The 24,132-nt window shown below is 65.9% G+C and carries 25 protein-coding genes and 2 tRNA genes; 20 read left to right on the top strand and 7 right to left on the bottom strand.

The features are described from left to right. Positions 1 to 9: 9 nt before the first annotated feature. The 8 genes from tolR (at position 10) to CCR82_RS16315 (ending at position 8,842) form a co-directional block, all read left to right on the top strand. The gene (tolR, locus tag CCR82_RS16350; RefSeq protein ID WP_201246878.1) at positions 10 to 462 is read left to right on the top strand and encodes a protein TolR; all 453 of its coding nucleotides are present in this window, start codon (positions 10 to 12) and stop codon (positions 460 to 462) included. A gap of 10 nt (positions 463 to 472) precedes the next feature. Further along, positions 473 to 1,882 (top strand): cell envelope integrity protein TolA, encoded by a 1,410-nt coding sequence (gene tolA / locus CCR82_RS16345; RefSeq protein WP_201246877.1) that lies wholly within the window; start codon positions 473 to 475, stop codon positions 1,880 to 1,882. Between the two features lie 26 nt (positions 1,883 to 1,908). Further along, positions 1,909 to 3,216 (top strand): Tol-Pal system beta propeller repeat protein TolB, encoded by a 1,308-nt coding sequence (tolB, locus tag CCR82_RS16340; RefSeq protein ID WP_201246904.1) that lies wholly within the window; start codon positions 1,909 to 1,911, stop codon positions 3,214 to 3,216. Between the two features lie 30 nt (positions 3,217 to 3,246). Beyond that, the gene (gene pal / locus CCR82_RS16335) at positions 3,247 to 3,765 is read left to right on the top strand and encodes a peptidoglycan-associated lipoprotein Pal (RefSeq protein ID WP_201246876.1); all 519 of its coding nucleotides are present in this window, start codon (positions 3,247 to 3,249) and stop codon (positions 3,763 to 3,765) included. A gap of 13 nt (positions 3,766 to 3,778) precedes the next feature. Further along, the gene (gene ybgF, locus CCR82_RS16330) at positions 3,779 to 4,696 is read left to right on the top strand and encodes a tol-pal system protein YbgF (RefSeq protein ID WP_201246875.1); all 918 of its coding nucleotides are present in this window, start codon (positions 3,779 to 3,781) and stop codon (positions 4,694 to 4,696) included. Between the two features lie 34 nt (positions 4,697 to 4,730). After that, positions 4,731 to 7,577 (top strand): bifunctional [glutamate--ammonia ligase]-adenylyl-L-tyrosine phosphorylase/[glutamate--ammonia-ligase] adenylyltransferase, encoded by a 2,847-nt coding sequence (gene glnE / locus CCR82_RS16325; protein WP_201246874.1) that lies wholly within the window; start codon positions 4,731 to 4,733, stop codon positions 7,575 to 7,577. Positions 7,578 to 7,662: 85 nt separating this feature from the next. Next, positions 7,663 to 8,583, top strand: a complete 921-nt coding sequence (locus CCR82_RS16320) for a branched-chain amino acid transaminase (RefSeq protein ID WP_201246873.1) — start codon at positions 7,663 to 7,665, stop codon at positions 8,581 to 8,583. 28 nt (positions 8,584 to 8,611) lie between these two features. Next, the gene (locus CCR82_RS16315) at positions 8,612 to 8,842 is read left to right on the top strand and encodes a zinc-finger domain-containing protein (protein ID WP_201246872.1); all 231 of its coding nucleotides are present in this window, start codon (positions 8,612 to 8,614) and stop codon (positions 8,840 to 8,842) included. A gap of 6 nt (positions 8,843 to 8,848) precedes the next feature. Here CCR82_RS16315 and CCR82_RS16310 read toward each other — a convergent pair whose 3' ends face one another. Continuing rightward, positions 8,849 to 9,250 carry a DUF2177 family protein gene (locus CCR82_RS16310; protein ID WP_201246871.1) on the bottom strand — a complete coding sequence of 134 codons (402 nt, stop codon included), beginning with the start codon at positions 9,248 to 9,250 and terminating at the stop codon, positions 8,849 to 8,851. A 329-nt stretch (positions 9,251 to 9,579) separates the two neighbouring features. On the opposite strand from CCR82_RS16310, the gene CCR82_RS16305 reads away from it, so the two are divergent. Continuing rightward, on the top strand, positions 9,580 to 9,993 hold the full coding sequence (locus CCR82_RS16305; protein ID WP_201246870.1) for an H-NS family nucleoid-associated regulatory protein: 414 nt from the start codon (positions 9,580 to 9,582) through the stop codon (positions 9,991 to 9,993). A gap of 10 nt (positions 9,994 to 10,003) precedes the next feature. Here CCR82_RS16305 and CCR82_RS16300 read toward each other — a convergent pair whose 3' ends face one another. Together CCR82_RS16300 and CCR82_RS16295 are read right to left on the bottom strand one after the other, a co-directional pair. Next, a complete protein-coding gene (locus CCR82_RS16300) occupies positions 10,004 to 10,870 on the bottom strand; it encodes a sirohydrochlorin chelatase (protein ID WP_201246869.1) in 867 nt (288 codons plus the stop codon). 35 nt (positions 10,871 to 10,905) lie between these two features. Then, positions 10,906 to 11,211: a cupin domain-containing protein gene (locus CCR82_RS16295; protein WP_201246868.1), complete on the bottom strand. Its 306-nt coding sequence runs from the start codon at positions 11,209 to 11,211 to the stop codon at positions 10,906 to 10,908. A 173-nt stretch (positions 11,212 to 11,384) separates the two neighbouring features. Here CCR82_RS16295 and CCR82_RS16290 point away from each other — a divergent pair, with 173 nt between their 5' ends. The 4 genes from CCR82_RS16290 (at position 11,385) to CCR82_RS16275 (ending at position 14,596) form a co-directional block, all read left to right on the top strand. Then, the gene (locus CCR82_RS16290) at positions 11,385 to 12,383 is read left to right on the top strand and encodes a zinc-binding dehydrogenase (protein ID WP_201246867.1); all 999 of its coding nucleotides are present in this window, start codon (positions 11,385 to 11,387) and stop codon (positions 12,381 to 12,383) included. 41 nt (positions 12,384 to 12,424) lie between these two features. Continuing rightward, on the top strand, positions 12,425 to 13,009 hold the full coding sequence (locus CCR82_RS16285; protein ID WP_201246866.1) for a metallophosphoesterase family protein: 585 nt from the start codon (positions 12,425 to 12,427) through the stop codon (positions 13,007 to 13,009). A 68-nt stretch (positions 13,010 to 13,077) separates the two neighbouring features. Further along, a complete protein-coding gene (locus CCR82_RS16280; RefSeq protein WP_201246865.1) occupies positions 13,078 to 13,830 on the top strand; it encodes a PP-loop family protein in 753 nt (250 codons plus the stop codon). Positions 13,831 to 13,972: 142 nt separating this feature from the next. Further along, positions 13,973 to 14,596 (top strand): chemotaxis protein CheW, encoded by a 624-nt coding sequence (locus CCR82_RS16275; RefSeq protein WP_201246864.1) that lies wholly within the window; start codon positions 13,973 to 13,975, stop codon positions 14,594 to 14,596. Between the two features lie 103 nt (positions 14,597 to 14,699). On the opposite strand, the gene CCR82_RS16270 is transcribed toward CCR82_RS16275, so the two are convergent. After that, entirely contained in the window at positions 14,700 to 16,187 is a 1,488-nt protein-coding gene (locus tag CCR82_RS16270; protein ID WP_201246863.1) for a phosphomannomutase, read from the bottom strand. 200 nt (positions 16,188 to 16,387) lie between these two features. Between CCR82_RS16270 and CCR82_RS16265 the strand changes: the two genes are divergently transcribed. After that, positions 16,388 to 17,134 carry a hypothetical protein gene (locus tag CCR82_RS16265; RefSeq protein WP_201246862.1) on the top strand — a complete coding sequence of 249 codons (747 nt, stop codon included), beginning with the start codon at positions 16,388 to 16,390 and terminating at the stop codon, positions 17,132 to 17,134. Between the two features lie 88 nt (positions 17,135 to 17,222). Continuing rightward, complete coding sequence (locus CCR82_RS16260; RefSeq protein ID WP_201246861.1) at positions 17,223 to 17,801, top strand: DUF302 domain-containing protein; 579 nt, start codon at positions 17,223 to 17,225, stop codon at positions 17,799 to 17,801. On the opposite strand, the gene yihA is transcribed toward CCR82_RS16260, so the two are convergent. The 3 genes from yihA to CCR82_RS16245 all read right to left on the bottom strand — a co-directional run bounded on the left by yihA (position 17,774) and on the right by CCR82_RS16245 (position 19,081). After that, the gene (gene yihA / locus CCR82_RS16255; RefSeq protein ID WP_201246860.1) at positions 17,774 to 18,421 is read right to left on the bottom strand and encodes a ribosome biogenesis GTP-binding protein YihA/YsxC; all 648 of its coding nucleotides are present in this window, start codon (positions 18,419 to 18,421) and stop codon (positions 17,774 to 17,776) included. The genes CCR82_RS16260 and yihA overlap by 28 nt on opposite strands. Beyond that, positions 18,418 to 18,912 (bottom strand): cyclic pyranopterin monophosphate synthase MoaC, encoded by a 495-nt coding sequence (gene moaC, locus CCR82_RS16250; RefSeq protein WP_201246859.1) that lies wholly within the window; start codon positions 18,910 to 18,912, stop codon positions 18,418 to 18,420. Before moaC ends, yihA begins: the two co-directional genes overlap by 4 nt. Before the next feature lie 95 nt (positions 18,913 to 19,007). Continuing rightward, positions 19,008 to 19,081, bottom strand: a tRNA-Cys gene (locus CCR82_RS16245). 100 nt (positions 19,082 to 19,181) lie between these two features. Here CCR82_RS16245 and CCR82_RS16240 point away from each other — a divergent pair. The 5 genes from CCR82_RS16240 to CCR82_RS16220 all read left to right on the top strand — a co-directional run bounded on the left by CCR82_RS16240 (position 19,182) and on the right by CCR82_RS16220 (position 24,120). Beyond that, positions 19,182 to 19,258, top strand: a tRNA-Arg gene (locus CCR82_RS16240). Between the two features lie 183 nt (positions 19,259 to 19,441). Further along, entirely contained in the window at positions 19,442 to 20,080 is a 639-nt protein-coding gene (locus CCR82_RS16235; RefSeq protein ID WP_201246858.1) for a hypothetical protein, read from the top strand. A 23-nt stretch (positions 20,081 to 20,103) separates the two neighbouring features. Beyond that, on the top strand, positions 20,104 to 21,342 hold the full coding sequence (locus CCR82_RS16230) for a helix-turn-helix domain-containing protein (protein ID WP_201246857.1): 1,239 nt from the start codon (positions 20,104 to 20,106) through the stop codon (positions 21,340 to 21,342). A gap of 16 nt (positions 21,343 to 21,358) precedes the next feature. Next, on the top strand, positions 21,359 to 22,555 hold the full coding sequence (locus CCR82_RS16225) for a YcjF family protein (protein WP_201246856.1): 1,197 nt from the start codon (positions 21,359 to 21,361) through the stop codon (positions 22,553 to 22,555). After that, on the top strand, positions 22,552 to 24,120 hold the full coding sequence (locus tag CCR82_RS16220; protein WP_201246855.1) for a GTPase domain-containing protein: 1,569 nt from the start codon (positions 22,552 to 22,554) through the stop codon (positions 24,118 to 24,120). The genes CCR82_RS16225 and CCR82_RS16220 overlap by 4 nt, the downstream gene beginning before the upstream one ends. Positions 24,121 to 24,132 lie beyond the last annotated feature (12 nt).

Below are 24,132 nucleotides of genomic sequence, written 5' to 3'. Positions count from 1 at the left end.
AGCAGCACCATGACGAGGAGAAACGGTCGCCAGCGTCGCCGGCCGATGGCCGAGATCAACGTCGTCCCCTATATCGACGTGATGCTGGTGCTGTTGGTCATCTTTTTGGTGACAGCGCCCTTGATCACCCAGGGGGTCAAGGTGGATCTGCCCGCGGCCGACGCGCAACCACAGGCCGGCGAGGGCGCGCCGCCGGTGATCATCCATATCGACCGTTTTGGCGACACCTATCTCGATCTCGGCGAGGCCGAGCCGCTGCCGGTCGATCAACGACGGCTCTACGAACAACTGCGCGCGGCGCGCGCGCGCGACTCGGGGCTCGCCGTGGTCGTGCGCGCCGACACGACGGTTGACTACGGTGTTGTGATCGACGCCATGGTCGCCGCGCAGGCCGCGGGCATCCCCAGTGTCGGCCTGGTGACCCGGCCACCAGCGTCCGGCGTGGGCGAGGAGCGCCGCTGATCGGCCTGTCATGTGGGAGATCCTGCAGCGCTTCCCGCGCGCCTATCTCTGGTCGATCCTGCTGCACCTAGTGCTACTGGTGTTGATGGTGGTCGGCATCGATTGGCGGGTGCGGAGCGAGCGCGTCGGTGCCTTTGAGCAGATGATCCAGGCGCAAATGGGTCGATCACCGGAGATCGCGGAGCAAATTGCCGACTTGCGCGCCGGCAGCCCCGACACGGCTGAAGCAGCGAGGCCGTTGCCAGAGCCGATCCCAAAACCAGAGCCGGAACCCGAGCCCGAGCCCGAGCCCGAGCCGGAGCCGGAACCCGAGTCATCGGAAACGCAACGCCTGCGCGAGGCCGTCGCCGAGGCAGCCCGGTTGGAGGCGGAGCGAGCGCGGCGCGCGGAAGCAGAGGCCCAGCGTCGGGCCGAAGCAGAGGCCGAACGCCAGGCCGAGGAAGCCGCGCGCCGTGAGGCCGAGCGCCAGGCCGAACGGGAGCGCCAGCGCCTAGCTGAAGAGGCGGCTCGCCGTGAGGCCGAACGCCAGGCTGAACAGGAACGCCAGCGCCAAGCGGAGGAGGAGGCCCGCCGTGAGGCCGAACGCCAGGCTGAACAGGAGCGCCAGCGCCTAGCCGAAGAGGCGGCTCGCCGTGAGGCCGAGCGCCAGGCTGAGCAAGAACGCCAACGCCAAGCGGAGGAGGCGGCTCGCCGTGAGGCCGAACGCCAGGCTGAGCAGGAACGCCAACGTCTAGCTGAAGAGGCCGCGCGGCGTGAGGCCGAGCGCCAGGCCGAGCAGGAGCGCCAGCGCCTAGCCGAAGAGGCGGCTCGCCGGGAAGCCGAACGTAAGGCTGAACAGGAACGCCAGCGCCAAGCGGAGGCGGAGGCCCAACGTCGGGCCGAGGAAGCCGCGCGGCGTGAGGCCGAACGCAAGGCTGAGCAAGAACGTCAGCGCCAAGCGGAGGAGGAGGCCCGCCGCCGCCAGGCCGAGCGCCAGGCCGAACTAGAGCGCGAGCGCGAGGAACTGCGACGCCGGCGCGAGGCCGAACAGGCCGAGGCGCGCGAGCGAGAGATGCGGGAGGCACTGGAGGCGGAGGAAACCATCCGGCGAGAGGAAGGCGATGATCGGGAGACTGGCCGGCGGGGCGGCGCCTCGGCAGCGGAGATCACGAACCGCTGGGCGCCCCTGATCACCAATCAAGTGCGACAATACTGGGTGCGACCCCAGGGACAGCGCCAGGATTTGGAAACCAGGGTGAATCTGCAGCTCGAGCCGGGCGGTGCGGTCATTGCCGGCAGCGTTCGCGTCGTCGAGAGTAGCGGTAAGGCCGCGTTCGACCAATCCGTGGTCGCCGCCATCTATCAGGCCTCACCGTTGCCGGTTCCAGAGGGCGATGAGTTCGAGCTGTTCCGCGACTTCGATCTTATCTTTCGGCCTTGAGCCGGCAATCCGAGGGAGACGATATGATGCAACGCCCAAGCCATGTGCTGATACCGATGCTCGCCTGTGTTCTCATGCTGGCGATCGGCCAGGCTCAGGCCAAACTCACCATCGAGGTGACCGGTGGCGTCGAGGGCGCGCAACCGATCGCGGTGGTGCCCTTTGGCGAGCGCGAGAGCGCGCGCCCTGGCGTTGATCTGGCCAACGTCATCAGCGCCGATCTCAGTCGCAGTGGTCGCTTCCGCTCGCTGCCCCGACGCGAGATGCTGAACATGCCGCATCGCCAGGACGAGATCGATTTTCGCGAATGGCAATTGCTCGATATCAACAACCTGGTGATCGGTGAGATCAGCCCGGCCGAGGGCGGCGGCTACAGCCTGCGCTGGAGCCTGTTCGATGTCTTCAGCGGCGACGAGATCGCCTCCCATTCGCTGCGCGCGAGCGAGCGTGGGCTGCGCCATGCCGCGCACCGGATCGCCGATCAGATCTATGAGACCTTGACCGGCGAACGGGGCGTCTTTGCGACCCGGCTCGCCTATGTCACCTCCGGCCCTCGCGGCAGCGACTCGCGGGTCGCGCTGCGGGTGTCGGATGCCGATGGCTACAATCCGCAGACCATCGTCGATTCGGCCGATCCGATCATGTCGCCGACCTGGTCGCCGGATGCACAGCGGCTGGCCTATGTCTCGTTCGAGGGGAGCAAGTCGAGCATCTTCATCCAGGAACTGACCAGCGGGCGGCGCGAGCGCGTGGCCAGCTTCGAGGGGATCAATGGCTCGCCGGCGTTCTCGCCGGACGGGCGTCGGCTGGCGATGACCCTGTCGAAAGACGGCAATCCGGACATCTATGTGATGGAGCTGGCGAGCAAGCAATTGACGCGGCTCACCGATCACTATGCGATCGATACCGAACCGGCCTGGTCGCCGGATGGCCGCCAGATCGTCTTTACCTCGGATCGGGGCGGGCGACCTCAGATCTATCGGGTGTCGGCGAGCGGTGGGCCGGCGCAGCGGGTGACCTTCGAAGGCGACTACAACGCCGCCGCCAGCTACGCGCCGGATGGGCGGTCATTGGTGATGGTGACGCGGGTCAATGGCCGCTTCCAGATCCTGGTCACCGATGCAAACGGCGGCGGCTCGCGGCGATTGGTGAGCAATGGCGCACTCGATGAGTCGCCGAGTTTCGCGCCCAACGGCAGCATGGTAATTTATGCGAGCCAAAACAATGGCCGTGGCGTGTTGTCAGTGACGCCCATCGCGGGCGGCTCGGGTCAGCGCCTGTCGCAGGAATCGGGCGAGGTGCGCGAGCCGGCTTGGTCGCCGCTGTTACCCTGAATCTCTTCCCACTACCATCGCAGGGTCTGCATGATCGATCGACCGCTTTCGTTGTTGCTCGTCGCCGCGAGCTTGGTGCTCAGTGCCTGTGCAACGTCGAGACCACCGCTGCCGGAGGCGCCGAGCGCCGAGGATTTGGATGCCTCCAGGGATGGCGCGGGCGCCTGGGCGGGCGCGGCCGAGGAGCGCGAGCGCTCGCCGCTCGATGATCCTGCGAGTCCGCTCTTTCGGAAGGTGATCTATTTCGACTATGACGCCACGACGATCCAGCCGCAATATGCCGATCTGCTGCGCGCGCATGCCGATTACCTCTACAAGACCCCGGAGGCCGAGGTCAGGCTCGAGGGCCACACCGATGAGCGTGGCACGCGCGAGTACAACCTGGCCCTAGGGGAACGACGCAGCCAGGCGGTGCGACGTTTTCTGATGGCCGAGGGTGCCCCTGGCGAGCGGCTGAGCAGCCTCAGTTATGGGGAGGAGCGCCCGGCCAATCCGGGGCGCACTGAAAGTGCTTGGCGCGAGAATCGCCGCGTCGAGCTGGTCTACTGAGAGGCGGCCCCTGATGCGGCAATCTCGTCCTTTCCTGGCGTCGATGGCACTAGCACTGGTGCTGATGATCCTGACCACGGCGCTGAATCCGGCGCTGGCCGTCGAGCCCGCCGTCGAGGCGCGTCTGTCCCGGCTCGAGCGGATGCTGAACGAGCGCTCGCTCTCCGAGCTGTTATTGCAGCTCCAGCAGCTCCAGCAGGAGGTGCAGGAGCTGCGCGGCCAAGTCGAGACCCAGCAGTATCTGTTACGACGGGAAGGGATCGGGGGGGCGTCGTTTGAGTCCCAGTTTGAGCCCCAGTTTGAGCCCCAGCCTGAGCCCCAGCCTGAGTCCCGGGCGCCCGCGTCAAGCCGCTTCGGCGCCGACGAACGCGACAGCAGCCGTTTACCCAGCCCCAGCTCGCTCTCATTCGACCCGGCCGCCGATGGCGGGCCGAATGAGCCTGCCTTTGTCCTGCCTGGACAAGCCGCGTTGACATCCGAGCGCGAGCGGGTGCGCCCGGTGGACCCCGGCCTGCTCGGGCTGCCAGCGCCGGAGACTTCCAGCGGGGGCGAGCGCGAGCAGTATCGCGAGGCCTTCGAGCGGCTCAAGGCGCGCGACTATGCGGCGGCCCGCAGCGCCTTCAGCGACATGGTCGAGCGCTATCCGCAGGGGCAATTCGCCGATAACGGCCGCTATTGGCTGGGCGAAATCGGTTATGTGACTCAGGATTACCCGGCCGCGCAGCGCGCATTCAGTCAGTTGATCACCGACTATCCGCAGAGCCCCAAGGTTCCGGCAGCGATGCTCAAGCTCGGCTATGTGTCCTATGAACAGGATGAGTTCGATGCGGCCCGCCGCGTGCTCGAGGAAGTGGTGAGGCGTTTCCCGCAGACCACCGAGGCGCGCCTTGCGCAAGGGCGGCTGGATCGCATGCAGCGCGAACAACCATGAATCCTGAACCTTGTACCCCGCTTCGCCCGCACTGATGCAAGAGATCCAAGAGAGCGCAAACGACAGCCATTGGCAACAGTGGTGCGATTGGGCGCTGGAGCAGGGCCTCGAGGTGCCTCGGGATCAGGCCTTCACAGCGGCGCGTGCACGCGTCTGGGAGGGCAGTGAATTCGTTGCCCTGACCGCTGCCCGCCATCCGCACAGCCTGGCCGAATTGCTCGAGAGTGGGGCGCTGCGCCGCGCTTCCAGCGCCGAGCAGATGAGCGAACGACTGCGCGCGGCGCTCGCCGAGGTCGCCGATGAAGCGCAGCTGCAGCAGATCCTGCGCCACTTCCGGCGCCAACAGATGCTGCGCATCGTCTTTCGTGACCTGGCCGGCTGGGCGGCGCTGGACGAGACCCTCGAGGATCTGACGGCGCTTGCCGATAGCTGCATCCGCGAGAGTCTGCGCCTGCTCGAGCCCTGGACGCGCGCCGAACTGGGCATGCCCGAGGATGGCCACGGGCGGCCACAGTCGCTGCTGGTGTTGGGCATGGGCAAGCTCGGCGCGCGTGAGCTGAACCTGTCCTCGGATATCGACCTGATCTTCGCCTTCCCGAGCGCCGGGCGGGTGGCGGAGGGTCCACGCGAGTTGAGCGTCGAGCAGTTCTTTGGTCGCCTCTGTCAGCGCCTGGTCAAAGCACTCAACGCCAAGACCGTCGATGGCTTCGTGTTTCGCGTCGATACCCGGCTGCGGCCGTTCGGCGATGCCGGCCCGCTGGCGATGAGCTTCGATGCGATGGAGGGCTACTATCATTCGCAGGCGCGTGAATGGGAGCGCTATGCGATGACCAAGGCCCGGGTCGTGGCCGGACCGCCCGAGGATCAGGCCGATCTCGAGGCGATGTTGCGGCCCTTCGTCTATCGCCGGTATCTGGATTTCGGCGCCATCGCCTCGCTGCGCCATCTCAAGGGGCTGATCGACCGCGAACTCAGGCGCAAGGGCATGGCCGACAATATCAAGCTCGGCCCTGGCGGTATCCGCGAGATCGAGTTCATCGGCCAATCGTTTCAATTGATCCGTGGTGGCCGCGAGCCGGAGCTGCAGGTGCGCCCCATCCAGCAGGTGCTGGCCCTGCTCGGCGACAAGGGCCTGCTGGAGCCCGACACGGTGACCGAGCTGAGCGCCGCCTATCGCTTCCTGCGCCTGACCGAGAATCGCCTGCAGGCCTGGCGCGACGAGCAGACGCATTCGCTGCCGAGCGCCGCCCCGGCGCGTGAGCGCTTGGCCCGCTCGATGGGCTATGCCGAGTGGGATGCGTTCGCGGCGGATCTCGACGCGCATCGCGCGCGCGTGCAACGGCATTTCGATGAGGTCTTCGCCGACCCCGATGAGCCGCCGCGAACCGCAACCTCGGTGGCTTGCCTCTGGGAGCGGGCGCCGGAACAGGCCGAGGCGCTCACGCTGTTGGAAGCGGCCGGCTTCGAGGAGGCCGAGTCGGCCTGGCGAGCGATCCTCGATTTCCACGAGACCGCCGACCGCCGGGGCCTGTCGAACCGCGGACTCGCCCGCTTGGGGCTGGTCATGCCGCGCTTGCTCGAGGAAGTCGCCGCCTGTGGCGCGCCCGACCTCACGCTCGGTCGCGTGCTCAAGGTGCTGGAGGCCGTGCTGGGGCGCACCGCCTATCTGGATCTGCTCGCCGAGCATCCCGATGCCCTGCATCAACTGGTGCGGCTCAGCGCCAAGAGCCCATGGTTCGGTGAGCGCACCGCCCGCCAGCCGCTGCTGCTCGATGAGTTGCTCGATCCCCGCCGGCTGTTCGAGCCCCTGCATCGGGCCGCGCTCGAGCAGGAACTCGATCAGCTGCTCTCCGGCGTCGAGGCGAGCGATCTCGAGCAGCGCATGGAGCGCCTGCGACAATTCGCCGAAGGCAACCGCTTGCGCGTCGCGGCGGCCGATGTCACCGGCGCCATCCCGCTGATGGTGGTGAGTGACTATCTCACCGAGATCGCCGAGGTCACCACCGCGCGCAGCCTGGAGATCGCCTGGCACGACTTAGTCGAACGCCACGGCAGCCCGCCCGGGACCGATCGCACGGCGCCGGGCTTCAGCGTCATCGGTTACGGCAAGGTCGGCGGCATCGAGCTTGGCTACAACTCCGATCTCGATCTGGTGTTCGTCTACGACGAGGCGTGCGCTGGCACCATGACCGAGGGCCCCAGGCCGGTGGCCAGCGAGCAGTTCTATGTGCGCCTTGGCCAGCGGCTGATCCATGTGATGACCACGCCGACTTATTCCGGCGTGCTCTATGAGGTCGACATGCGCCTGCGCCCGGATGGCAATAAGGGCCGGATCGCGCGCTCGTTGGCGTCCTTTGCCGATTATCAGGTCGAGAGCGCCTGGACCTGGGAGCATCAAGCCCTGGTGCGGGCGCGGCCCATCGCCGGCGATCCGCGCCTGGGCGAGCGCTTTGGGCGCGTGCGCGCCGAGATCCTACAGCGCGCGCGCGAACCGGAGCCGCTACGCGAGGAGGTCCGCAGCATGCGCGCGAAGATGCGCGCCAATCTGGATAAGACGCGCGCGGGTTGGTTTGATCTCAAACAGGGCGCGGGTGGTATTGCCGACATCGAATTTATGGTCCAATACGCGGTTCTGCGCTGGGCCCGTGAGCATCCTGATCTCACGCGCTGGACCGATAATATCCGGTTGCTCGAGACGCTGATCCGATTGGGCCTCTTGGCGGACGCGGTCGGCGCCGATTTGACCTCGGCCTACAAGGCCCTGCGCGCCGCCTATCATCGCCGTGCGCTGCAGGATACCGCCGGTTTGGTCGAGGAGGCTCGACTCGGCCTGGAGCGGGCCGCCGTGATCGCCATTTGGCACCAGTTGATGGCGTCATAGCGCGAGCCCTAGAGCTGATCGCAGCCAACCTGCGGTCTCATCACGCCTGCGCCCTGCGGGCCTTTGGAAGCGGAGTTTCACAACAATGACGATGCACGATCGTGATGGTCTCATTTGGCACGACGGCAAGGTTGTGCCCTGGCGTGAGGCCCAAGTGCATGTACTCACCCATACCCTGCATTATGGGATGGGCGTGTTCGAGGGTGTGCGCGCCTATGAAACCGCGCGCGGTCCGGCGATCTTTCGGCTGCAGGATCACACGCAGCGTCTGTTCAACTCCGCGCACATCCTCGGCATGACGATCCCTTATGACCGCGCGACCCTCGATGAGGCGCAATGTCTGGCGGTGCGTGAAAACGGCCTGCGCTCGGCCTATATCCGCCCAATGTGTTTCTATGGTTCCGAGGGCATGGGCTTGCGCGCCGATAATCTGCGCGTGCACTGCATCGTGGCCGCCTGGGACTGGGGCTCGTACCTCGGCGAGGAGACCATCACGCAGGGCATTCGCGTGCGCGTCTCGTCATTCACGCGCCATCATGTCAATGCCACCATGTGCCGGGCCAAGGCGAATGGCAATTACATGAACTCGATGATGGCCCTGCAGGAAGCCATCCGCGATGGCTATGACGAGGCCTTGCTGCTCGACGCCGAAGGCTATGTGACCGAGGGCAGTGGCGAGAACGTCTTCCTGGTGCGCGATGGGGTGCTCTATACGCCCGAGCTGACCTCGGCGCTGGATGGCATTACCCGACGCACCATCATGACCCTCGCCGCTCAGGTCGGGCTCGAGGTGGTGACCAAGCGCATCACGCGCGATGAGGTCTATATCGCCGATGAGGCCTTCTTCACCGGCACCGCCGCCGAGGTGACGCCGATTCGCTCGGTCGATGGTCGTGAGATCGGCTCCGGCACCCGCGGTCCTATCACCGAGCAGCTGCAATCGATGTATTTCGACGTTGTGCAAGACCATAGCGACGCCCATACCGAGTGGCTCACCTACCTCTGAGCCAGGGTGCTGAATAGAGAGTGATTCAATGCAAGAACAGATCGTCGATCCTGCCCTCGACACCGCCGGTGTCAAGCCACCGCCCGCGGATACCAACGCGCGCCTGGTCACCCTGAAAGACCTCCCGCTGAGCTGTCCGCTGCCCGGCGATGAGGTCTGGAACATGCACCCTCGGGTCTATTTGCCGATCGATGAGGAACCCAGTGGTGAACTCATTTGTCCTTATTGCGGGACCCGCTATCGGCTCCAGCGAGATTGAATTGTCTTAGCGCAACTGCTTGCCGATGAGGTGGGCGGCTATGGCCACCAGGGTGCAGAGCACCACGCCCCAGAGGGTGTCGATCAGGACGATCTTCAGTGGCCAGTTCGGCAGGGTTGCGCGATTGGTGAGTTCATAAGTGGCATAGGTGAAAAAGCCGAAGCCTGCCGCCAAAAGGGCAGTTTTGCGCAGTGAGTCGGCCGCCAATCCAGGGGCGACGGCAAATAATAAGATGCCGGCGATATAGATCAGGTAGAAGATGATGGCGGCAGCCCAATCCACCCGCTCAGCGAGGAGATGCCCGAGATTATTGCGATAGATCCCGCGCGCGACGACGCCGAGCCAGAGCAGATCGATGAGAAAGAAAACGGGTAGGGTCAGTAGGTAGAGTTTGAGATAGAACAGCATCAGGGTTTGTCCTCGTGATCGGTTAGGCAAAAAGGGATCTGCTTGTCCGGTTTTACTTGACTTTTTCTCGGTTCTGTTTAAATTAAGATCAGTGACCATGAACGGACTGTCGGAACAGGGTATCCGTCAGCATTTATCATGCAACAGGCCTAGCTCACCACCCTGGTCATTGCGCCATTCGAAGTCTGCGGCAAGCTCGCGCTCGGCGAGCGAGGTTCGACGTTCCGGCGATTCTCGCAGACTGATCAACTCGGTTACATCACACCCGGCACGGGCTTCGCACGTGCTGGGCTTAGTAGTTTCAGATTCATCCGCCCCGGAGGCGATTAGTGGAATATCAACATCTTTCAGCTGAAGAGCTGCAAAGCCAGATTCAACAAACCAAACAAAAAGAAGCACAACTCAAGCAGGCGCTCAACGAACGTTGGGAAGCGGAAAAGCTCGAGCTGGTGCAAGAGATCCACGCCATGATCAATGAGCGCGGTCACGATGTCGACGAGATCGCCGATCAGCTCACACCACGCCGCCGGCGCGGTGCGGGGATCAAGAAAACCGGGAAATCCGGCTCCGGTCGTTATACCCTCTACGTTGATCCGGACAATCCCAATAACGTCTATTCACGCGGTGTGCTACCGGCCTGGATGAAGCAGAAGATGCTCGCACTGGGGCTGGACCCAAGCGATAAAGACGATCGCTATTCCTTCAAGATCAATCACCTGCGCCCCATCAACGCCCAGGACTAGCCCCCTGCGGCTATCCATGGCGGAGCAGGGACGCCCCGCCACGCGCTTGCAACCGCTGCTCGGCGCGTTCGATCAAGAGATCGATCAGCGCCTCATCCTCCCCCACGAGCGGCGAGATACGGATCTCCAAACCGGGAAATCGCGCCCGCGCCTGCGCACAGATCTGCTCGACATCACCATGGCGGCCCGCATGGCGCCCAGGCCCGATGAACTGCATCCCAATCACCACCTGAGCCTGAGCCTGCGCCTGCTCCTTGCCGATCGCCTCCAGCGCTTCTTCGAGCAAGGCACCGTTGAACGCATAATCGGCCCCAGGGCGGCGCTCCATCGCCGCCTCGCCGAGCTGATAATCACCGCGCGCGAGGCACTTCAATCGACCCGCCAGCCAGTGGCGCACCGCTGACACCGCCGGAATCGGCGAGCCATGATCGACCAGGAGCGCCTGGATGCGCGTTCCTGTGTCGAGGGAGCGCATCGCCGTGCGAATCGAGCGATCGAGGATCGCCGCCAAGCGCGGCTCGCCGCGTGGCAGCGGGCAGAGTTCATCGGCGACCTCGACCCGAACCTGCGGGCCAGCATCAGCGACTCGGGCGACCGTCTGCGGAATCAGCCTCGTCAGGGCCCGGCTCGGACCGAAGAACAGCGGCACGGCGAGAAAGTCCTGCGCGCCGGCAGCGGCTTGACGCAGGAGAAAGGGTTCGAGCGTGTCGGCGGGCCGTCCATCGAGCGCCTGCGCCGGCACCTTCGAGGAATGCGCCAGCGAGACCGGATGCACCGGCTGGCCGAGCCGCTGCGCGAGCGCATCGCTGAGGCCCCGCAGTGCCAGGGTCGCATCGGGCCGGCTGGAGCCGTTGTCGACGAGCATGATGGTTGGCATCGGTGGCTAGATCCTTCCTCAGTGTGTCATGCAAACTAGCGAACGCCGTCGAGACTGACAACGGGCTCTTCGCCGACCACCTCCGCCGTGTGGGTGACGTGTTTCGGCACCACCACCAAGTCGCCGGCCTCGAGCACCGATTCCCAGCCTTGCATGGTGACGCGAAAGCGGCCCGAGAGCACGGCATCGATCTTGTCCTCGGCGTGATCATGGGCGGGGAAGAACATCCCGGGCGAGTACACGAAGCGCGAGACGCGATAACCGCGCCGTTCGAGCTTGTGCCGTAAGGCCAGTTCGCTCAAGGGGCCATCGTGGTCAGCGTGCCAGTGTTCGATTTGCATGTCGTTCTACTCGTCACCTCATCCGCTCGGTCAGTGTAGTGTACATGCGGGATTCGGCGCCGGCAGCATGCACCGAGCAACGCCGTCGAGTACCCTAACGGCGGCTTGAGCGGGAAACACACGCCTGTGTCATCCTGCACAATGTTCGTCCGAGTCAATCGCGAGGAGAGGCAATGAAGGCGATACAGATGCGTGAGCCGGGCACGCCGGATGTCTTGGCCCTGGTCGAGCTAGCGCGCCCGGAGATCCAATCGGCCACCGAGGTGTTGGTGCGCTTGGAAGCGGCCGGGGTGAACCCAGTGGATACCAAGATTCGCTCGCGCGGCACCCTGATCCCAGACACCCTCACGGCCGTGCTCGGCTGCGATGGCGCCGGTGTGATCGAGGCCGTCGGCGCGGACGTGACGCGCTTCCAACCCGGCGATGCGGTCTGGTTCTGCCACGGTGGTCTGGGCGGGCCGCACGGCAATGATGCCGAGTACATCGTGGTCGATGAGACCATCGCCCAGCCCAAGCCCGCCGCGCTGGAGTTCGCCGAGGCCGCCGCCGCGCCGCTGGTGCTGATCACGGCCTGGGAGGCGCTCTTCGACCGCGCCGGCCTGCGGGAAGGCCAGCGCGTGCTGATCCACGGCGGCGCCGGCGGCGTCGGTCATGTGGCGATTCAGCTCGCCCGGCTCGCCGGCGCGCGCGTTGCCACCACCATCAGCAGCGCCGAGAAGGCCAGCTTCGTCCACGAACTCGGCGCCGAGTACGCCATCAACTACCGCGAGGAATCGCTGCGCGACGTGCTCGCGGACTGGACCCAGGGCGAGGGTGTGGATGTCGCGCTGGATACCGTCGGGCCGGCGGTGTTCCGCGAGACGATCCCGTTGATGGCGGTCTATGGCGATCTGGTCAGCATCCTCGATCCGGGCCCGGAGCTGGATCTCAAGGAGATTCGCAACCGCAATCTGCGTATCAGCCTGGAGCTGATGCTCACGCCCCAGCTCAAGGGCCTGTCCGCCGCGCTCGCGCACCAAGGCGAGATCCTGCGGCGCTGCGGCGAATACATCGACGCCGGTGAGCTGCGTATCCATGTCGCCGAACGCTTTCCGCTCGCACAGGCGGCCGCCGCCCACCGTCGGCTCGAGGCCGGCGGCACGCTCGGCAAGCTCGTGCTGACCATGAACTGACCGATGCGCCCGCCGCCTAGTCAGCCGTCCCAGGTCGCCGCGTGAGTGCGGTGCGCGTTGCGCTGGTGGCCGATACCCACGGCTACCTGGATCCCCGGATTGCCGCGCTGGTGACGCATTGCGACAGTGCCTTGCATGCCGGCGACATCGGCAACGCCCACGTGCTGGCGCAACTGCAGCCACGCGGCGGGCGCGTCTATGCGGTGTTGGGCAATAATGATGTCGCGCGCAAATGGCCCGAGGACCAGCGCGAGCTGCTGCTCAGCATCCCCTGGGAGGCCCATGTGGCACTGCCCGGCGGTGAGCTGGTGCTGGTACACGGTCATCGCCTGCCGGCGGCCCGGCGCCATGAGCGCCTGCGCGCGCGCTATCCGCACGCGCGCGCCATCTGCTATGGCCACAGCCATGTGCTGGCCGATGATCGCGAGGCGCGGCCCTGGGTCTTGAATCCCGGCGCTGCCGGTCGCGTGCGCACCGCCGGCGGTCCCTCCTGCCTGGTGCTAACCGCGAGCGCCGATGGCTGGCAGTTGGAGCAGCATCGCTTCGTGCTGCGCAGTCCACGCCGGCGCGCCTTGGAGCCGGCGGCCGAGCGCGCACGCCGGCGCGCGCCGGCGGTCAATCAGTGAGCCCGCCTCGGCGTTGATCCGAGCATCATCAGCGAGGAAGCGAGATCAATCAGGAATCGAGTCACCCGATGTCAGCGCAACTCCCGCCCGAACCGATACGTCCGCCGAAGTCACTGCTGCGACAGGTCGGGCGGGCGATCGCGGAGTTCGCGATGATCCGCGACGGCGATCGCATCCTGCTCGGGGTCTCGGGCGGTAAGGATTCGCTCTCGCTGCTCGAGGTGTTGCGCCATCTGCGCGGTTATGCGCCGGTGCGGTTCGACCTCGCCGTGCTCACCATCGACCCCGAGGTGCCGGGCTTCGATCCCGCCCCGCTCACCGACTGGTACGACCAACGCGGCCTGCCTTGGCACTATGAACGCCAACCGATCATGGAACAGGCGCGCGAGCACATGGATGGCGATTCCTTCTGCGCCTATTGCGCGCGCATGAAACGCGGCATCATGTACCGGCTCTGTCGCGCCCATGGCTACAACGTGCTGGCGCTCGGCCAGCATCTCGACGACCTGGCCGAGAGTCTGCTGATGTCGATGTTCCACGGTGGCCAACTGCGCACCATGAAGGCGCATTACCGCAACGATGCCGGGGATGTGCGCATCATCCGCCCGCTGGTCTACTGCCGCGAGCGCCAGATGCGCGATTTCGCCAGCAACGCCGGCTTGCCGGTGGTACCCGACAGTTGCCCCGCCTGCTTTCAGATGCCGACCCGGCGCGAGCACATGAAGGACTTGCTGGCGCGCGAGGAGGCCGGTCATCCGCCGCTGTTCGCCAACCTGTTGCGCGCGATGCGTCCTCTGCTGCGCGAAGGACCCATCGACTGAAGCGGAGGCGAATCGGCCCATCGGGCGCAAAAAACCCGTCATTTTGGACTAGGCTTAGCGCAATGCCGCCGAGGTGGTGCGTCGTCTTGCTCCGCCCCCCCGGCGCTTGGTAAGTCGACCACGCTGGCCGGGAGTGCCCCACATGAGCCTAGCCGAGCAGACCGCGCTCGCGATCACCGCGCAACCGGTCTTGACCAACACCGAGGAGTGCGTGGTGTTCGCGCTCTCCAGCCAGACCTATGCGGTTGCCGCCGGGCAATTGCGCACCTGCCTGTCACTGCCGCGCCTGACGGCGCTCGACGACACCGCCGAGTATCTCGTGGGCGCGTTCGATCTGCGGGGCGAGCTGGTGCCGGTGGTCAGCCCTGCGGTGCTGATCGGCGCGCCGCTCAAGCCTGCGGCGACGGGCGATCTGCTGATCCTGGTCGACGCGGGTGACTATCCCGTGGCGTTGCATGCCGATGCCGTGCTCGGCCTCGAGCGGGTGCGCTCGCAGGACTGGGATCGCGCCGATCGGGCGCAGACCCTGTCGACCCTGCGGATTGTCCTGAGTGGCGGTGGTGCGCGGCTCATCGATCCCACGCTGATTGGGTTAGTCTTGGAGGCCTCTGGCCCTGAGTCGGCCGAGGCCAGACTGAAGGCGTTCGAGCAGCAGCTCGATGCGGCAGACCTCTCCCTTTTGGAGGCGCGTGCCGAGCGTTACCGCGCCCTCGGTCCGGCCAGACGCGCGATGGGGCAACCCCTGGGACGATGCAGAGACGTCTGATTCGGCGTTCTGGTCATTCGCCCCGACGTGCGCTTCCCGCGCCTCCAGATCCTTGGGCTTGACAGCCGAGACGGCGTGGCGACCCGATTGAGCCGCGATCTCCTCAGTCGCGCCAGCGCTCGAGCATGGCCAGACAGCGTTGGCTCAAATCTTGGGCGCGCGCGCTGCTGTCGGCCTCGGTATAGGCGCGCAGCTCCGGTGCGTTGCCCGACGGGCGCAGATGCAGGATGTCGCCCCCGGCGAGGGTCATGCGGATACCATCGGTATGGTCGACCGAGGTGACCGGTCCGAATTCGGCGGCGAACACCGCCTCGAGCGCGGCGCGGTCGGCCTCGGCATCGCCGGTCTGGAAGGCCGCCAAGCACTCGGCGCTCAACTCGCTCGGGAAGTCCTTGAGTCGGTCACTGTCGGTGAAACGCCGTGGGAGCGACTGGGCCAAGGCCGAGAGCGGCTGCTGGTTGGCGCGCGCGGCGCCGATCAGGGTGACTGCGACGATCACCGCGTCGCGCGTCGGCAGTGCCGGCAGTCGCCGGCCTTGGCGCTCGATGTCGGAGGCGGTCAGAAAACCACCGTTGGCCTCATACCCGACCACGGGCCCGATGCCGCGCGCCGCGAGCGCCTGCATGGCGGCGATCACATAGGGCGAGCCGATGCGGGTGCGCTCCACGCGCGTGAACCAGCCGCTGCGCTCCAAGGCGGTGTTGGAGCTGATCGGCGTCACCACCGCAGCGGCGCCCAAGTGCTGGGCACAGAGCACGCCGGCGATATCGCCGCGCAGCCATGCGCCCTGCTCGTCGCCGATCAGCGGTCGGTCGCCATCGCCATCGGTCGAGACCAGCGCATCGAAGCGTCCCGTCGCCGCCCAGTCGCGGGCCAGCGCGATGTCCTCGGGGCGAATCGCTTCGGTGTCCACCGGCAGGAAGGTCTCGGAGAAGCCGAGACGCTCGACCTCGGCGCCGAGCCCGGTGAGGACCCGAAACAGCGCCTCGCGCGCGACGCTCGAGTGTTCATAGAGGCCAATGCGCAGACCGGCGAGCCAGTCGGGCGGAAAGAAGTCCAGATAACGCGCGACATAGGCCTCGAGCGCGCTTGATTCCTCGGGCGGGAGCGCGGCCTGACTCGGGTCGATGAAGCCGCCGCTGGCATCGAAAAGCCCCTCCGGCAGTGTGATCGGCTGCGCGCGAATCCCATCCTCGTCGGCCTTCAGGATCTCGCCGCTGGGGAGGTTGAACTTGATGCCGTTGCGATCATCCGGGATGTGGCTGCCGGTGACCATCAGCGTCGGCCAGGCCTGGGCGATCCCGTAGGCGGCCAGCGCGGGTGTCGGGATGCGGCCGAGGTCGCGTGGCCGGCAACCGCTGTCGATCACGGCCTTGGCGCAGGCGCCGAGGATGCGCGGCGTACTGGCGCGCAAGTCACCGGCGAGCCCGACCTCGGCGCCGAGCGCGAGCGTCCCGTTGCCGAGCAGGTAGCGCAAGAAGCCTTGCGCATAGGCGTAACAGATCAGGTCACTCATGTCCTCGACCCGGCCACGGGCGCCGCTGGTGCCGAACTTGACACCGCTTGTCGCCATCAGATCGCCGATACGCATGGCTCGCTCTCCTGATTGCATCAAACTTGCCTTGAAACCCCCTTGAATTCCTGCATTCTATACGCTCTCGAGCGACTGTCGCAGGTTTCGCGCACGTCTCACGGGCTTTCAGCCACCACTTTCTCGCCTGTGGCAACCGTGCTATGGTCGCCGCGTCCCTCCATCCCTGAAGCCACGTCAAGATGAGGAGTCCCACCACCATGACCCATAAAGATCGTTTCCTCTCGTTCGCATCCGTGCTTGCCCTCTCTCTGAGCCTGGGTGGCGCCGCCGTTGCCGAGGAAGAAGCAAAGCAGTCCGCCGAGCCAGCCGAACCGGCTGCGGAAGCCGCAGCCCCCAAGCAAGCCGAGACACCTAAGCAAACCGAGGCGCAGGCGCCGGCCGAATCGGCCCCGGCCAACCCCGCTTCGCGGATGCCGGAGGCACCCACGGCGGAGTCGATGGAAGCCATGCGCGCCGAGATGCAACAACGCTATGAAGCCGCCATGGAGGAACGGGCCAAGCGCATCGAGGAGATGCGCGAGAAGGCCGAGCAGCGTCGCCAAGAGATGCTCGAGCGCTACAACGACTATCGCGAAACCATCGAGGCGATGAGCGATGAGCAGAAGGAGGCCATCGCTGCGCTCTTCGGTGGCGCTAACCAGCCCGAGGCTCCGAAGATGCCGCCCATGGGTCCAGGTCGCGGCCAGCAGCCTTGGGGTGCGCGGCCTTGGCACGGCCAGCAGGGTTATGGCTACCCGGGCCACGGTGGCCATCATGTCGGCCATCACGGCATGCATCCAAAGTGCGACAACATGGGGCCCGGCTGCGCGCGCATGCATCAGATGCCGCCGATGATGATGCGCGACATGCCCGAGATGCCGGCAATGCCCGATATGCACGAAATGCCACCGATGCCTGAGCAGTCGGCCGCGCCAAGCGCTGGCCCGGCCGCTGGCGCTAACTGATCGGCCTCGGCTAGGCGATGTCGGCCGACGGCTCATCGGACTCCCCGATAGCCGTTGGCCGTTTCAGCCCTCTACCTGGGAGCCCGGCATGACTCTGATTCGTAATCTGCTCGCGGTGATCGGCGGGCTCGCCTTGGCGACGCTGCTGATTGCCACACTCTGGTTGGGGCCGAAGTTGGCCGACTTCGATCCGGAGTTCGTCCCCGTCTATTCGAACTTCGTCGCGACCTTGCTCGAGACGGGCGATCCTGGTGGCGCTATGATGTGGTCGGTGCCGGTGGAAGAAGGACTCAGCACCGACGAGGTCGTCGACTCACTGAAGAGCCTCGCGACCACCAACAACCTGCTCTTCGTCGGCGAGTCACCCTTTTATCAGCAGGTCGAGGCGGTGACCGGGGAGGATTATCGCTACGTCAACTTCTTGTCATTCTGTGATGCGCAGGTCGGCAAAATGATGCTCGAGTATCGCAATCACTACAGTGGCTTCATGCCCTGCCGGATTGCCGTGGTCGAAGATCGCGACGGCAAGCTCTGGCTCTATTCGATGAACCTGGACTTCATGATCCACGGCGGTCAAGAACTGCCGGCGGAACTCAAGCAGGCGGCCATCGATGTGCGCGATACCCTGCGCACGATCATTCAAGGGGCCGCAGCCGGCGAATTTTGAGGCCGGGGCGCCACCGCGAGCCAGTCCGAGATCTGGTCCTGAGCCTGCTCCAAGCCGAGGCGGCTGACAGCGGAAAACGCGATCACCTCGACCGGCACCGACGCCGCCGACAGCGCCTTGCGGACCTCGGTCAGGCTGCGCGCGATCGCGCCGCGCTTGAGTTTGTCCGCCTTGGTCAGCAACAGCAACAGCGGTAGATCAGCGGCGATTCCCCAGCCGATCATCTGCTGATCGATATCGGTGAGGGGATGGCGAATATCCATCACCACCACCAGCCCTTTCAGCGAGTCGCGATGCTCCAGGTAGCGCTCCATCAACAGCTGCCAGCGTTGCTTGATCGACAACGAGACCTTCGCGAACCCATAGCCGGGCAGGTCCACGAGCCGGCGCTCGTCATCCAGGCGAAAGAAGATCAACTGCTGAGTGCGCCCCGGTGTCTTACTGGTGCGCGCGAGTCCGCGTTGATGACAGAGGGCATTGATGGCGCTCGACTTACCGGCATTGGAGCGTCCGGCGACGGCCACTTCATAGCCGTTATCGTCCGGGGTTGCCGCCAGATCCGGCGCGGCGCTGAGAAAGGCCGCACGCTGGAAGAAGGGATGGGTGGCCGGTTCGTTCACGCGTCGCGCACCCAGTGGCCGCTGCGCCCGCCGCGTTTTTCGAGCAGGCGCACCGCGTCGATGATCATGCCGCGATCCACTGCCTTACACATGTCATAGATGGTCAGTAGCGCGATCTGCACTGCGCAGAGGGCCTCCATCTCGACGCCGGTGCGGCCGCTTGTCGCCACCGTCACGCGACAGATCACCGCCGGTTCGCTGCCGCTCCCGGTCTCATCGATGATCTCGAAGTCGCAGTCGACCTTGGTCAGCGCCAATGGATGGCAGAGTGGCACCAGATCGGCGGTCCGCTTAGCGCCCATGATGCCGGCGATGCGCGCGATGCCGAGCACGTCGCCCTTGGCATGGTCACCTTGCTGGATCTGGTGCAGCGTTTGTGGCTGCATGCGGATGCGCCCTTCGGCCAGGGCCAGGCGCTCGGTGTCGGGCTTAGTGCCGATGTCGACCATCCGCGCCTCGCCAGCCCGATTGAAATGCGTCAGTGTGCTCATGGTGCCTCACGCGCATTGGGGTCGAGGGCGGAACAAAGCACGGCTCCCGTGGGCAATCGGATCACGAGGAGCCTCATTTTGCAGGCTTGAGAATCTGGAGGCTGAGGTCGGAATCGAACCGGCGTCCACGGCTTTGCAGGCCGCTGCATAACCACTCTGCCACTCAGCCAGACCGCTTAGTTTAAGTGGAGTTGGGCACTTTGTCACCCCATGCGTGCGCTTTCGGCTTGGTCGGCACGGTCCGAGCGCGTTAACATGGACGACTTCTCGCCCTCGTAGCTCAGCAGGATAGAGCAACCGCCTCCTAAGCGGTAGGTCACAGGTTCGAATCCTGTCGAGGGCGCCATGCTTGAGGAGACACGCTGCATCACCGTCAGCGATCCCAAACTCGATGCGCACGGACAGGGTGGGCGAGATCCGCAAGGCGCATGCGACCACCAGAGCGCCTAGGCTCGGTCAACGAACGTTTTTCGCGCTATTCTCAGCCTTGCGAAACCCGAACTTGAGCCCGTCCCGAGGTACCGTCGCGATGCCTGATCTGTTGCAATCCGCCCTCACCGCCATCCCCGAGGACTTCTTCCACCGGCTCGAGGAGCGGATGTGCGCTTGCACCGCCATCGCTCACGAGCAAGCGGTCCGCACGCCACCCGAGGTTCCCGCGCATCGCATGCGCCTGGGCACCACGCGTTACTTCGAGCGCGGCGAGGCCTTCCGCCTCAGCGCCGAGGATGTCGGTATGCGCTACCGTTTCGAACACGCCAACACGCACACCTTCGCGCTGGCCATGAGCGGCAACTTCCTCATCACCCATGCCAAGGTTGATCACTGGGGCGACCCGATCGAGGCAAAGGAGTACAAGCAGACCCTGGCGCGCAACAATCCAAGCAACGGTGAGCAGCTCGCGCTGTGGGATGAGTGCGACCCAGATGCCGGCATTCTTGCCATTATCATGGTGCTCTACGCGCGCCCCGGCACCGGGCAGGACCAGACTCTGCCGATGCGCCTCGGCTTTGGTATCCCCACGCGCGATCTTCGGGGCTGGCATCTGCTCAAGACGCTCGATCAGCTCTACGCCGCCTATGCCGACCAGGCCGAGCAGCCAGTCGACCGCGCCCGGCCCGTGCTCAAGCAGCATCAAGACCAGGCCGGGCGGGCTTCCAGTCACTGAACACAGGAGTAAGGGTAACGACCATGGGCGCACGCACCCCTGGCTTTCAGGCGACACAACTGACGCAGGCACGGCTCGCCCGGGGACTCACACGCATTGCCCTGGCTACTGCCGTGAAGCGCTCGGCACCGACGGTGAGCAAATGGGAATCGGGCCAGCAGACGCCCGACCCGGCCGCCCTCGAGGCGCTGGCGAAGGTGCTGCGCGTGCCGCGCGACTATTTCCTCAATCTCCCTTTCGAGACCGGCGAGCGTCCGCGCTTCTTCCGCTCCATGGCCAACGCTACCCAGCGCTCGCGCGAGCGCATCACCCAGCACCTGCTCTGGCTGCAGCGCATCAGCCACGACCTGCAGGGCTGGATCGAACTGCCCGCGCCGGCGGTGCCGGACCTCGGTGGCGGGAATGTCGAGCGCCTGCAGGAGTGCGACATCGAGGAGGCCGCCGCGCGTGTGCGCGAGCAATGGGGGCTTTGGCGTGCACCGATCCCGGACCTGCTGCTGGTGATGGAGAATGCCGGCATCGTCGTCGGGCGCTGTGCCTTCGCGGCACCGTCCATCGATGGCGTCTCGCACTGGTCGCTGGCCGATGACCGTCCCTATGTGCTGCTCTCGGCCGACAAACGCACCGCCGTGCGCTTGCGCTTCGATGCCGCCCACGAGCTTGGCCATCTGGTGCTGCATCGCCAGGTCGATCAGAGCGCACTGACCCATCGCGATGAGTTCAAGGAGCTGGAGAACCAGGCGCACCGCTTCGCCAGCGCCTTGCTGATGCCCGCCGATGGCTTCGTCAACGAGCTGCCCGAGATCTCGCTCGAGGCCTTCCGCACCCTCAAGCCGCGCTGGGGAGTGTCGATCGGCGCCATGATCTACCGCTGCAAGGATCTGGGGCTGATCACCGAGGAGCACGCCGGGCGGCTGTTCAAATACATCAGCGCCCGTGGCTGGGTGCGCGCCGAGCCCGAGGACGAGCGCCTGACGCTCGAGCAACCGCGCCTGATGGAGCGTTCCATCCGCCTGCTGCTGACCCAGGGCGGCTTCAGCGTCGAGCAGCTCCTTGCCCAGCTGCGCCTGCATCCGAAAGACATCGAGGCCCTGGCCGGTCTACCTACAGGCCTGCTTTCCCATCGCCGCGAGCAGGTGCGGATGCTGCCGATGCCCAAGCTCAAGGCGGGGGCGGAGCCAGGAGCAGGGAACGCCGGTGCCACGCGTGAGGCTCGCGCCGAAGTGGTGGCGTTTCCGGGGCGCAAGGGCTCAGAGCGCTGAAGCGTTGGGCCTTGCTATGAAGACAGCGAGGGCGACCAAAGCCACTGACGAGGGCGACGAGCAGAGCCAACGCATCACGCAGGCCCAAGTCTGGGCCGGGGCCGAGGCACCCACCATCTGGCTGCTCGGTAAGACCCAAGCCGGCAAGACCAGCATCGTCGCCGACATCGTCGGCCGAGCGCATGACCAGATCGGCAACGGCTTCGTGCCGATGACCAAGGACCTGCGCCTGTATGCCTTCCCCGAGGAGCGCCCAGTGCTGCGCTTTCTCGATACTCGGGGCCTGAGTGATGTCGCCGATGATGATCCGGCGGTCGATCTCCAACACGCCAGCGACCAGGCGCAAGTGATCATGGTGGTGGCGCGGGTCGATGACCTGGCGCTGGAAGACGTGCTCGCGGTCCTCAAGCCGCTGCGCGCCCAGCATCCCGAGTGGCCGCTGCTGGTCGCGCAGACCTGCCTGCATCATGGCTATCGCCGCCACGACCGCCACCTGCTGCCCTATCCCTTCACCGGCGACGACAGCGATTGGGTGCTGCCCGGTCTGCCCGATGAACTGCGCCAGTCCATGCTGGCGCAGCGGCAACTGTTCGCCGATCTGCCTGGCCAGCATCCGCCGCTGTTCGTGCCGCTGGATTTCACGCGCCCGGAACAGGGCCTGCCTCCCAGCGACTATGGTGCCCAACGCCTGTGGGAGGTGCTGGAGCAGGTCTTGCCGGAAACCGTGATGCGCCTGCGCTCATCCGTCAACCTCTCGCAAGCCGAGCAGGTGCGCACCAAGGTGATGCTGCCCTGGACGATGGCGGCGGTGGCGGCGAATGCAGTGCCGGCGCCGATCATCGGCGGTTTGGGCTCGGCCAGTCTGCAAGCCACCATGGTCAATCAGATCGCCCGGCGCTATGGGCAGCCGGCATCCCGCGATCAATGGAGCGAGCTGGTCGCCGCGCTGGGCACCGGCTTCGTGCTCGGTTTCGGCGGCCGGTGGCTCGTTCAGCAGGGGCTGAAGCTCGGGCTGGGCTGGGGGACTGCGGTGGTCGCCGCCTGGACCTTCGCCATCACCTGGGCGATCGGCGAGGCGGCGCTGTATTACTTCAGCGAGCGCGCGGCGGGGCGTGAACCGGATCATGAGGTACTGCGCGAGCGTTACCAGCAGGCTTTGCAGGATGCGCGTCGGCGTTACGAAGCGCGCAAGGATCAGGAGCGAGAGCGTTGAAGAAGCCGTTGAACGGGTTGAAACAGACTGCTCACAGTCTTCGCCCCTATTGGCGCGAGCTACTGGTGATCGTGCTGGTGCCGGCGCCCTTCGTGCTGGTGCTGCCGTTGGGGCTGGCGTTTCTCTGGCAACAGGGCTGGTTCTGGTACTGGCCGATCAGCCTCGTGGCGCTGACCCTGATCCCGCTGGTGTTGGTTCGGCACGGCTGGGGAGGGCGCGCGCGGGAGGTCCGCGCGCATGAGATCAGGGTCGCGCCCGGCGATCCACATGCCGCACCGGGCGAGCAACAGGCGCGCGCCGCGCTCGAGCAGATCGTCGCCGGGGCCACGGCGGAGGATCTGCAGACAGCGGAGAGGATTCGCGATCTGCTGTTGCGCACCGTCAACGCCGTTGCCATCGCCTATACGCCGGAAGGCGAACCCGTGGGCGATCCGGCGAACGAACAGCTCGCCTCGGGGCTCTCGAAGGCGGCGCTGCGCTTCACGCTGGCGGAAGTGTTGCTGATGAACGAGGAGCTTGCGCGTGCGCTGCGCGAGACCTTGACCCGGAACTTCCCGGTGATGCGCCACATCAAGGTCGATTTGATGCTGGATGTCTATCAGACCAGCACCAGTACGATGCCCCCCTTGTTGGGACTGGCGCGGGCGTTACGCTGGGTCAATCCCCTCTCGGCCGTCCTCTACGAGGTGCGGGGGCTGGCCGTCTCCAAGGCCGTGGACGTGCTCGGTGCGGCGGCCAAGGCGCGGGTCGCGGCGATTCTCGCGCGCGAGGTCGGCGAGGTGTTCATCCGCCTCTATGCCGGCCATTATCGACGCCGCGCCGATGAGCTGCTCGCGACCACGCCGCCAGCCAAGTCGCCACAAGCGTCGGCGCCCTTGACCATTGTGCTGGCCGGCCAACGCAATGTGGGCAAATCCAGCCTGCTGAACGCGCTGCTGGGTGTCGCTCAGGTGCCGATTGGTGTGACGCGGCCCTCGGAGGCCTTTGCCCATTATCAGCTGGAACAGCCCAGAATCGGCGATCTGGTGCTGGTGGACAGTCCGGGGTTGGAGCAGACGCCGCGCGAATCCTGGCTGAAACAGGTCCGCGAGAGCGACCTGATCCTCTGGGTGACGGCGGCCAACCGTGCCGATCGCGCCGCCGATCAGCGCGGTCTGGCCGCCCTGCGCGCGCTGACCGCCAGCGATCCGCGCCTGAGCGCGATCCCGCTGGTGCTGGTCGCGACCCAGGCCGACCGGCTCGATCCACCGCTGGAGTGGTCGCCGCCCTATGAGCCAAGCGCGGGTGAGCGACCGAAGGAGGTCAGCATGCGCGCGGCGCTGGAGGCCGCCGCGCAGGCCCTGTCGATTCCCACCGCGCGGAGCGTGCTCGTTGCCGTCCCGCCCGATGAGCCGCCGTGGAATCTGGATGGCTTATGGACGACCATCGCCGCAGTCTTGCCCGCCGCTCGGCACAAGCAGCTCGAGCGCGGCCTGAGTGAGGAGGGCTGGTTCAAGCGAGTCGTCGACGGTGTGCGCACCGTGCCGGGCGCCTTGCGCCAGGTGGGCGCGTTGATGAAGCGTTGACCTGTTCTGCCT

It is taken from the genome of Halochromatium salexigens (assembly GCF_016653295.1).
Taxonomy (GTDB): domain Bacteria; phylum Pseudomonadota; class Gammaproteobacteria; order Chromatiales; family Chromatiaceae; genus Lamprobacter; species Lamprobacter salexigens.
This window is presented reverse-complemented; position numbering and strand designations above follow the sequence as displayed.

Bases quoted from the DNA above. Each gene is read 5' to 3' on its own strand.
- tolR (WP_201246878.1), top strand. From the start codon at position 10: ATGACGAGGAGAAACGGTCGCCAGCGTCGCCGGCCGATGGCCGAGATC.
- tolA (WP_201246877.1), top strand. From the start codon at position 473: ATGTGGGAGATCCTGCAGCGCTTCCCGCGCGCCTATCTCTGGTCGATC.
- tolB (WP_201246904.1), top strand. From the start codon at position 1,909: ATGCAACGCCCAAGCCATGTGCTGATACCGATGCTCGCCTGTGTTCTC.
- pal (WP_201246876.1), top strand. From the start codon at position 3,247: ATGATCGATCGACCGCTTTCGTTGTTGCTCGTCGCCGCGAGCTTGGTG.
- ybgF (WP_201246875.1), top strand. From the start codon at position 3,779: ATGCGGCAATCTCGTCCTTTCCTGGCGTCGATGGCACTAGCACTGGTG.
- glnE (WP_201246874.1), top strand. From the start codon at position 4,731: ATGCAAGAGATCCAAGAGAGCGCAAACGACAGCCATTGGCAACAGTGG.
- CCR82_RS16320 (WP_201246873.1), top strand. From the start codon at position 7,663: ATGACGATGCACGATCGTGATGGTCTCATTTGGCACGACGGCAAGGTT.
- CCR82_RS16315 (WP_201246872.1), top strand. From the start codon at position 8,612: ATGCAAGAACAGATCGTCGATCCTGCCCTCGACACCGCCGGTGTCAAG.
- CCR82_RS16310 (WP_201246871.1), bottom strand. From the start codon at position 9,250: ATGCTGTTCTATCTCAAACTCTACCTACTGACCCTACCCGTTTTCTTT.
- CCR82_RS16300 (WP_201246869.1), bottom strand. From the start codon at position 10,870: ATGCCAACCATCATGCTCGTCGACAACGGCTCCAGCCGGCCCGATGCG.
- CCR82_RS16295 (WP_201246868.1), bottom strand. From the start codon at position 11,211: ATGCAAATCGAACACTGGCACGCTGACCACGATGGCCCCTTGAGCGAA.
- CCR82_RS16290 (WP_201246867.1), top strand. From the start codon at position 11,385: ATGAAGGCGATACAGATGCGTGAGCCGGGCACGCCGGATGTCTTGGCC.
- CCR82_RS16280 (WP_201246865.1), top strand. From the start codon at position 13,078: ATGTCAGCGCAACTCCCGCCCGAACCGATACGTCCGCCGAAGTCACTG.
- CCR82_RS16275 (WP_201246864.1), top strand. From the start codon at position 13,973: ATGAGCCTAGCCGAGCAGACCGCGCTCGCGATCACCGCGCAACCGGTC.
- CCR82_RS16270 (WP_201246863.1), bottom strand. From the start codon at position 16,187: ATGCGTATCGGCGATCTGATGGCGACAAGCGGTGTCAAGTTCGGCACC.
- CCR82_RS16265 (WP_201246862.1), top strand. From the start codon at position 16,388: ATGACCCATAAAGATCGTTTCCTCTCGTTCGCATCCGTGCTTGCCCTC.
- CCR82_RS16260 (WP_201246861.1), top strand. From the start codon at position 17,223: ATGACTCTGATTCGTAATCTGCTCGCGGTGATCGGCGGGCTCGCCTTG.
- moaC (WP_201246859.1), bottom strand. From the start codon at position 18,912: ATGAGCACACTGACGCATTTCAATCGGGCTGGCGAGGCGCGGATGGTC.
- CCR82_RS16235 (WP_201246858.1), top strand. From the start codon at position 19,442: ATGCCTGATCTGTTGCAATCCGCCCTCACCGCCATCCCCGAGGACTTC.
- CCR82_RS16230 (WP_201246857.1), top strand. From the start codon at position 20,104: ATGGGCGCACGCACCCCTGGCTTTCAGGCGACACAACTGACGCAGGCA.
- CCR82_RS16225 (WP_201246856.1), top strand. From the start codon at position 21,359: ATGAAGACAGCGAGGGCGACCAAAGCCACTGACGAGGGCGACGAGCAG.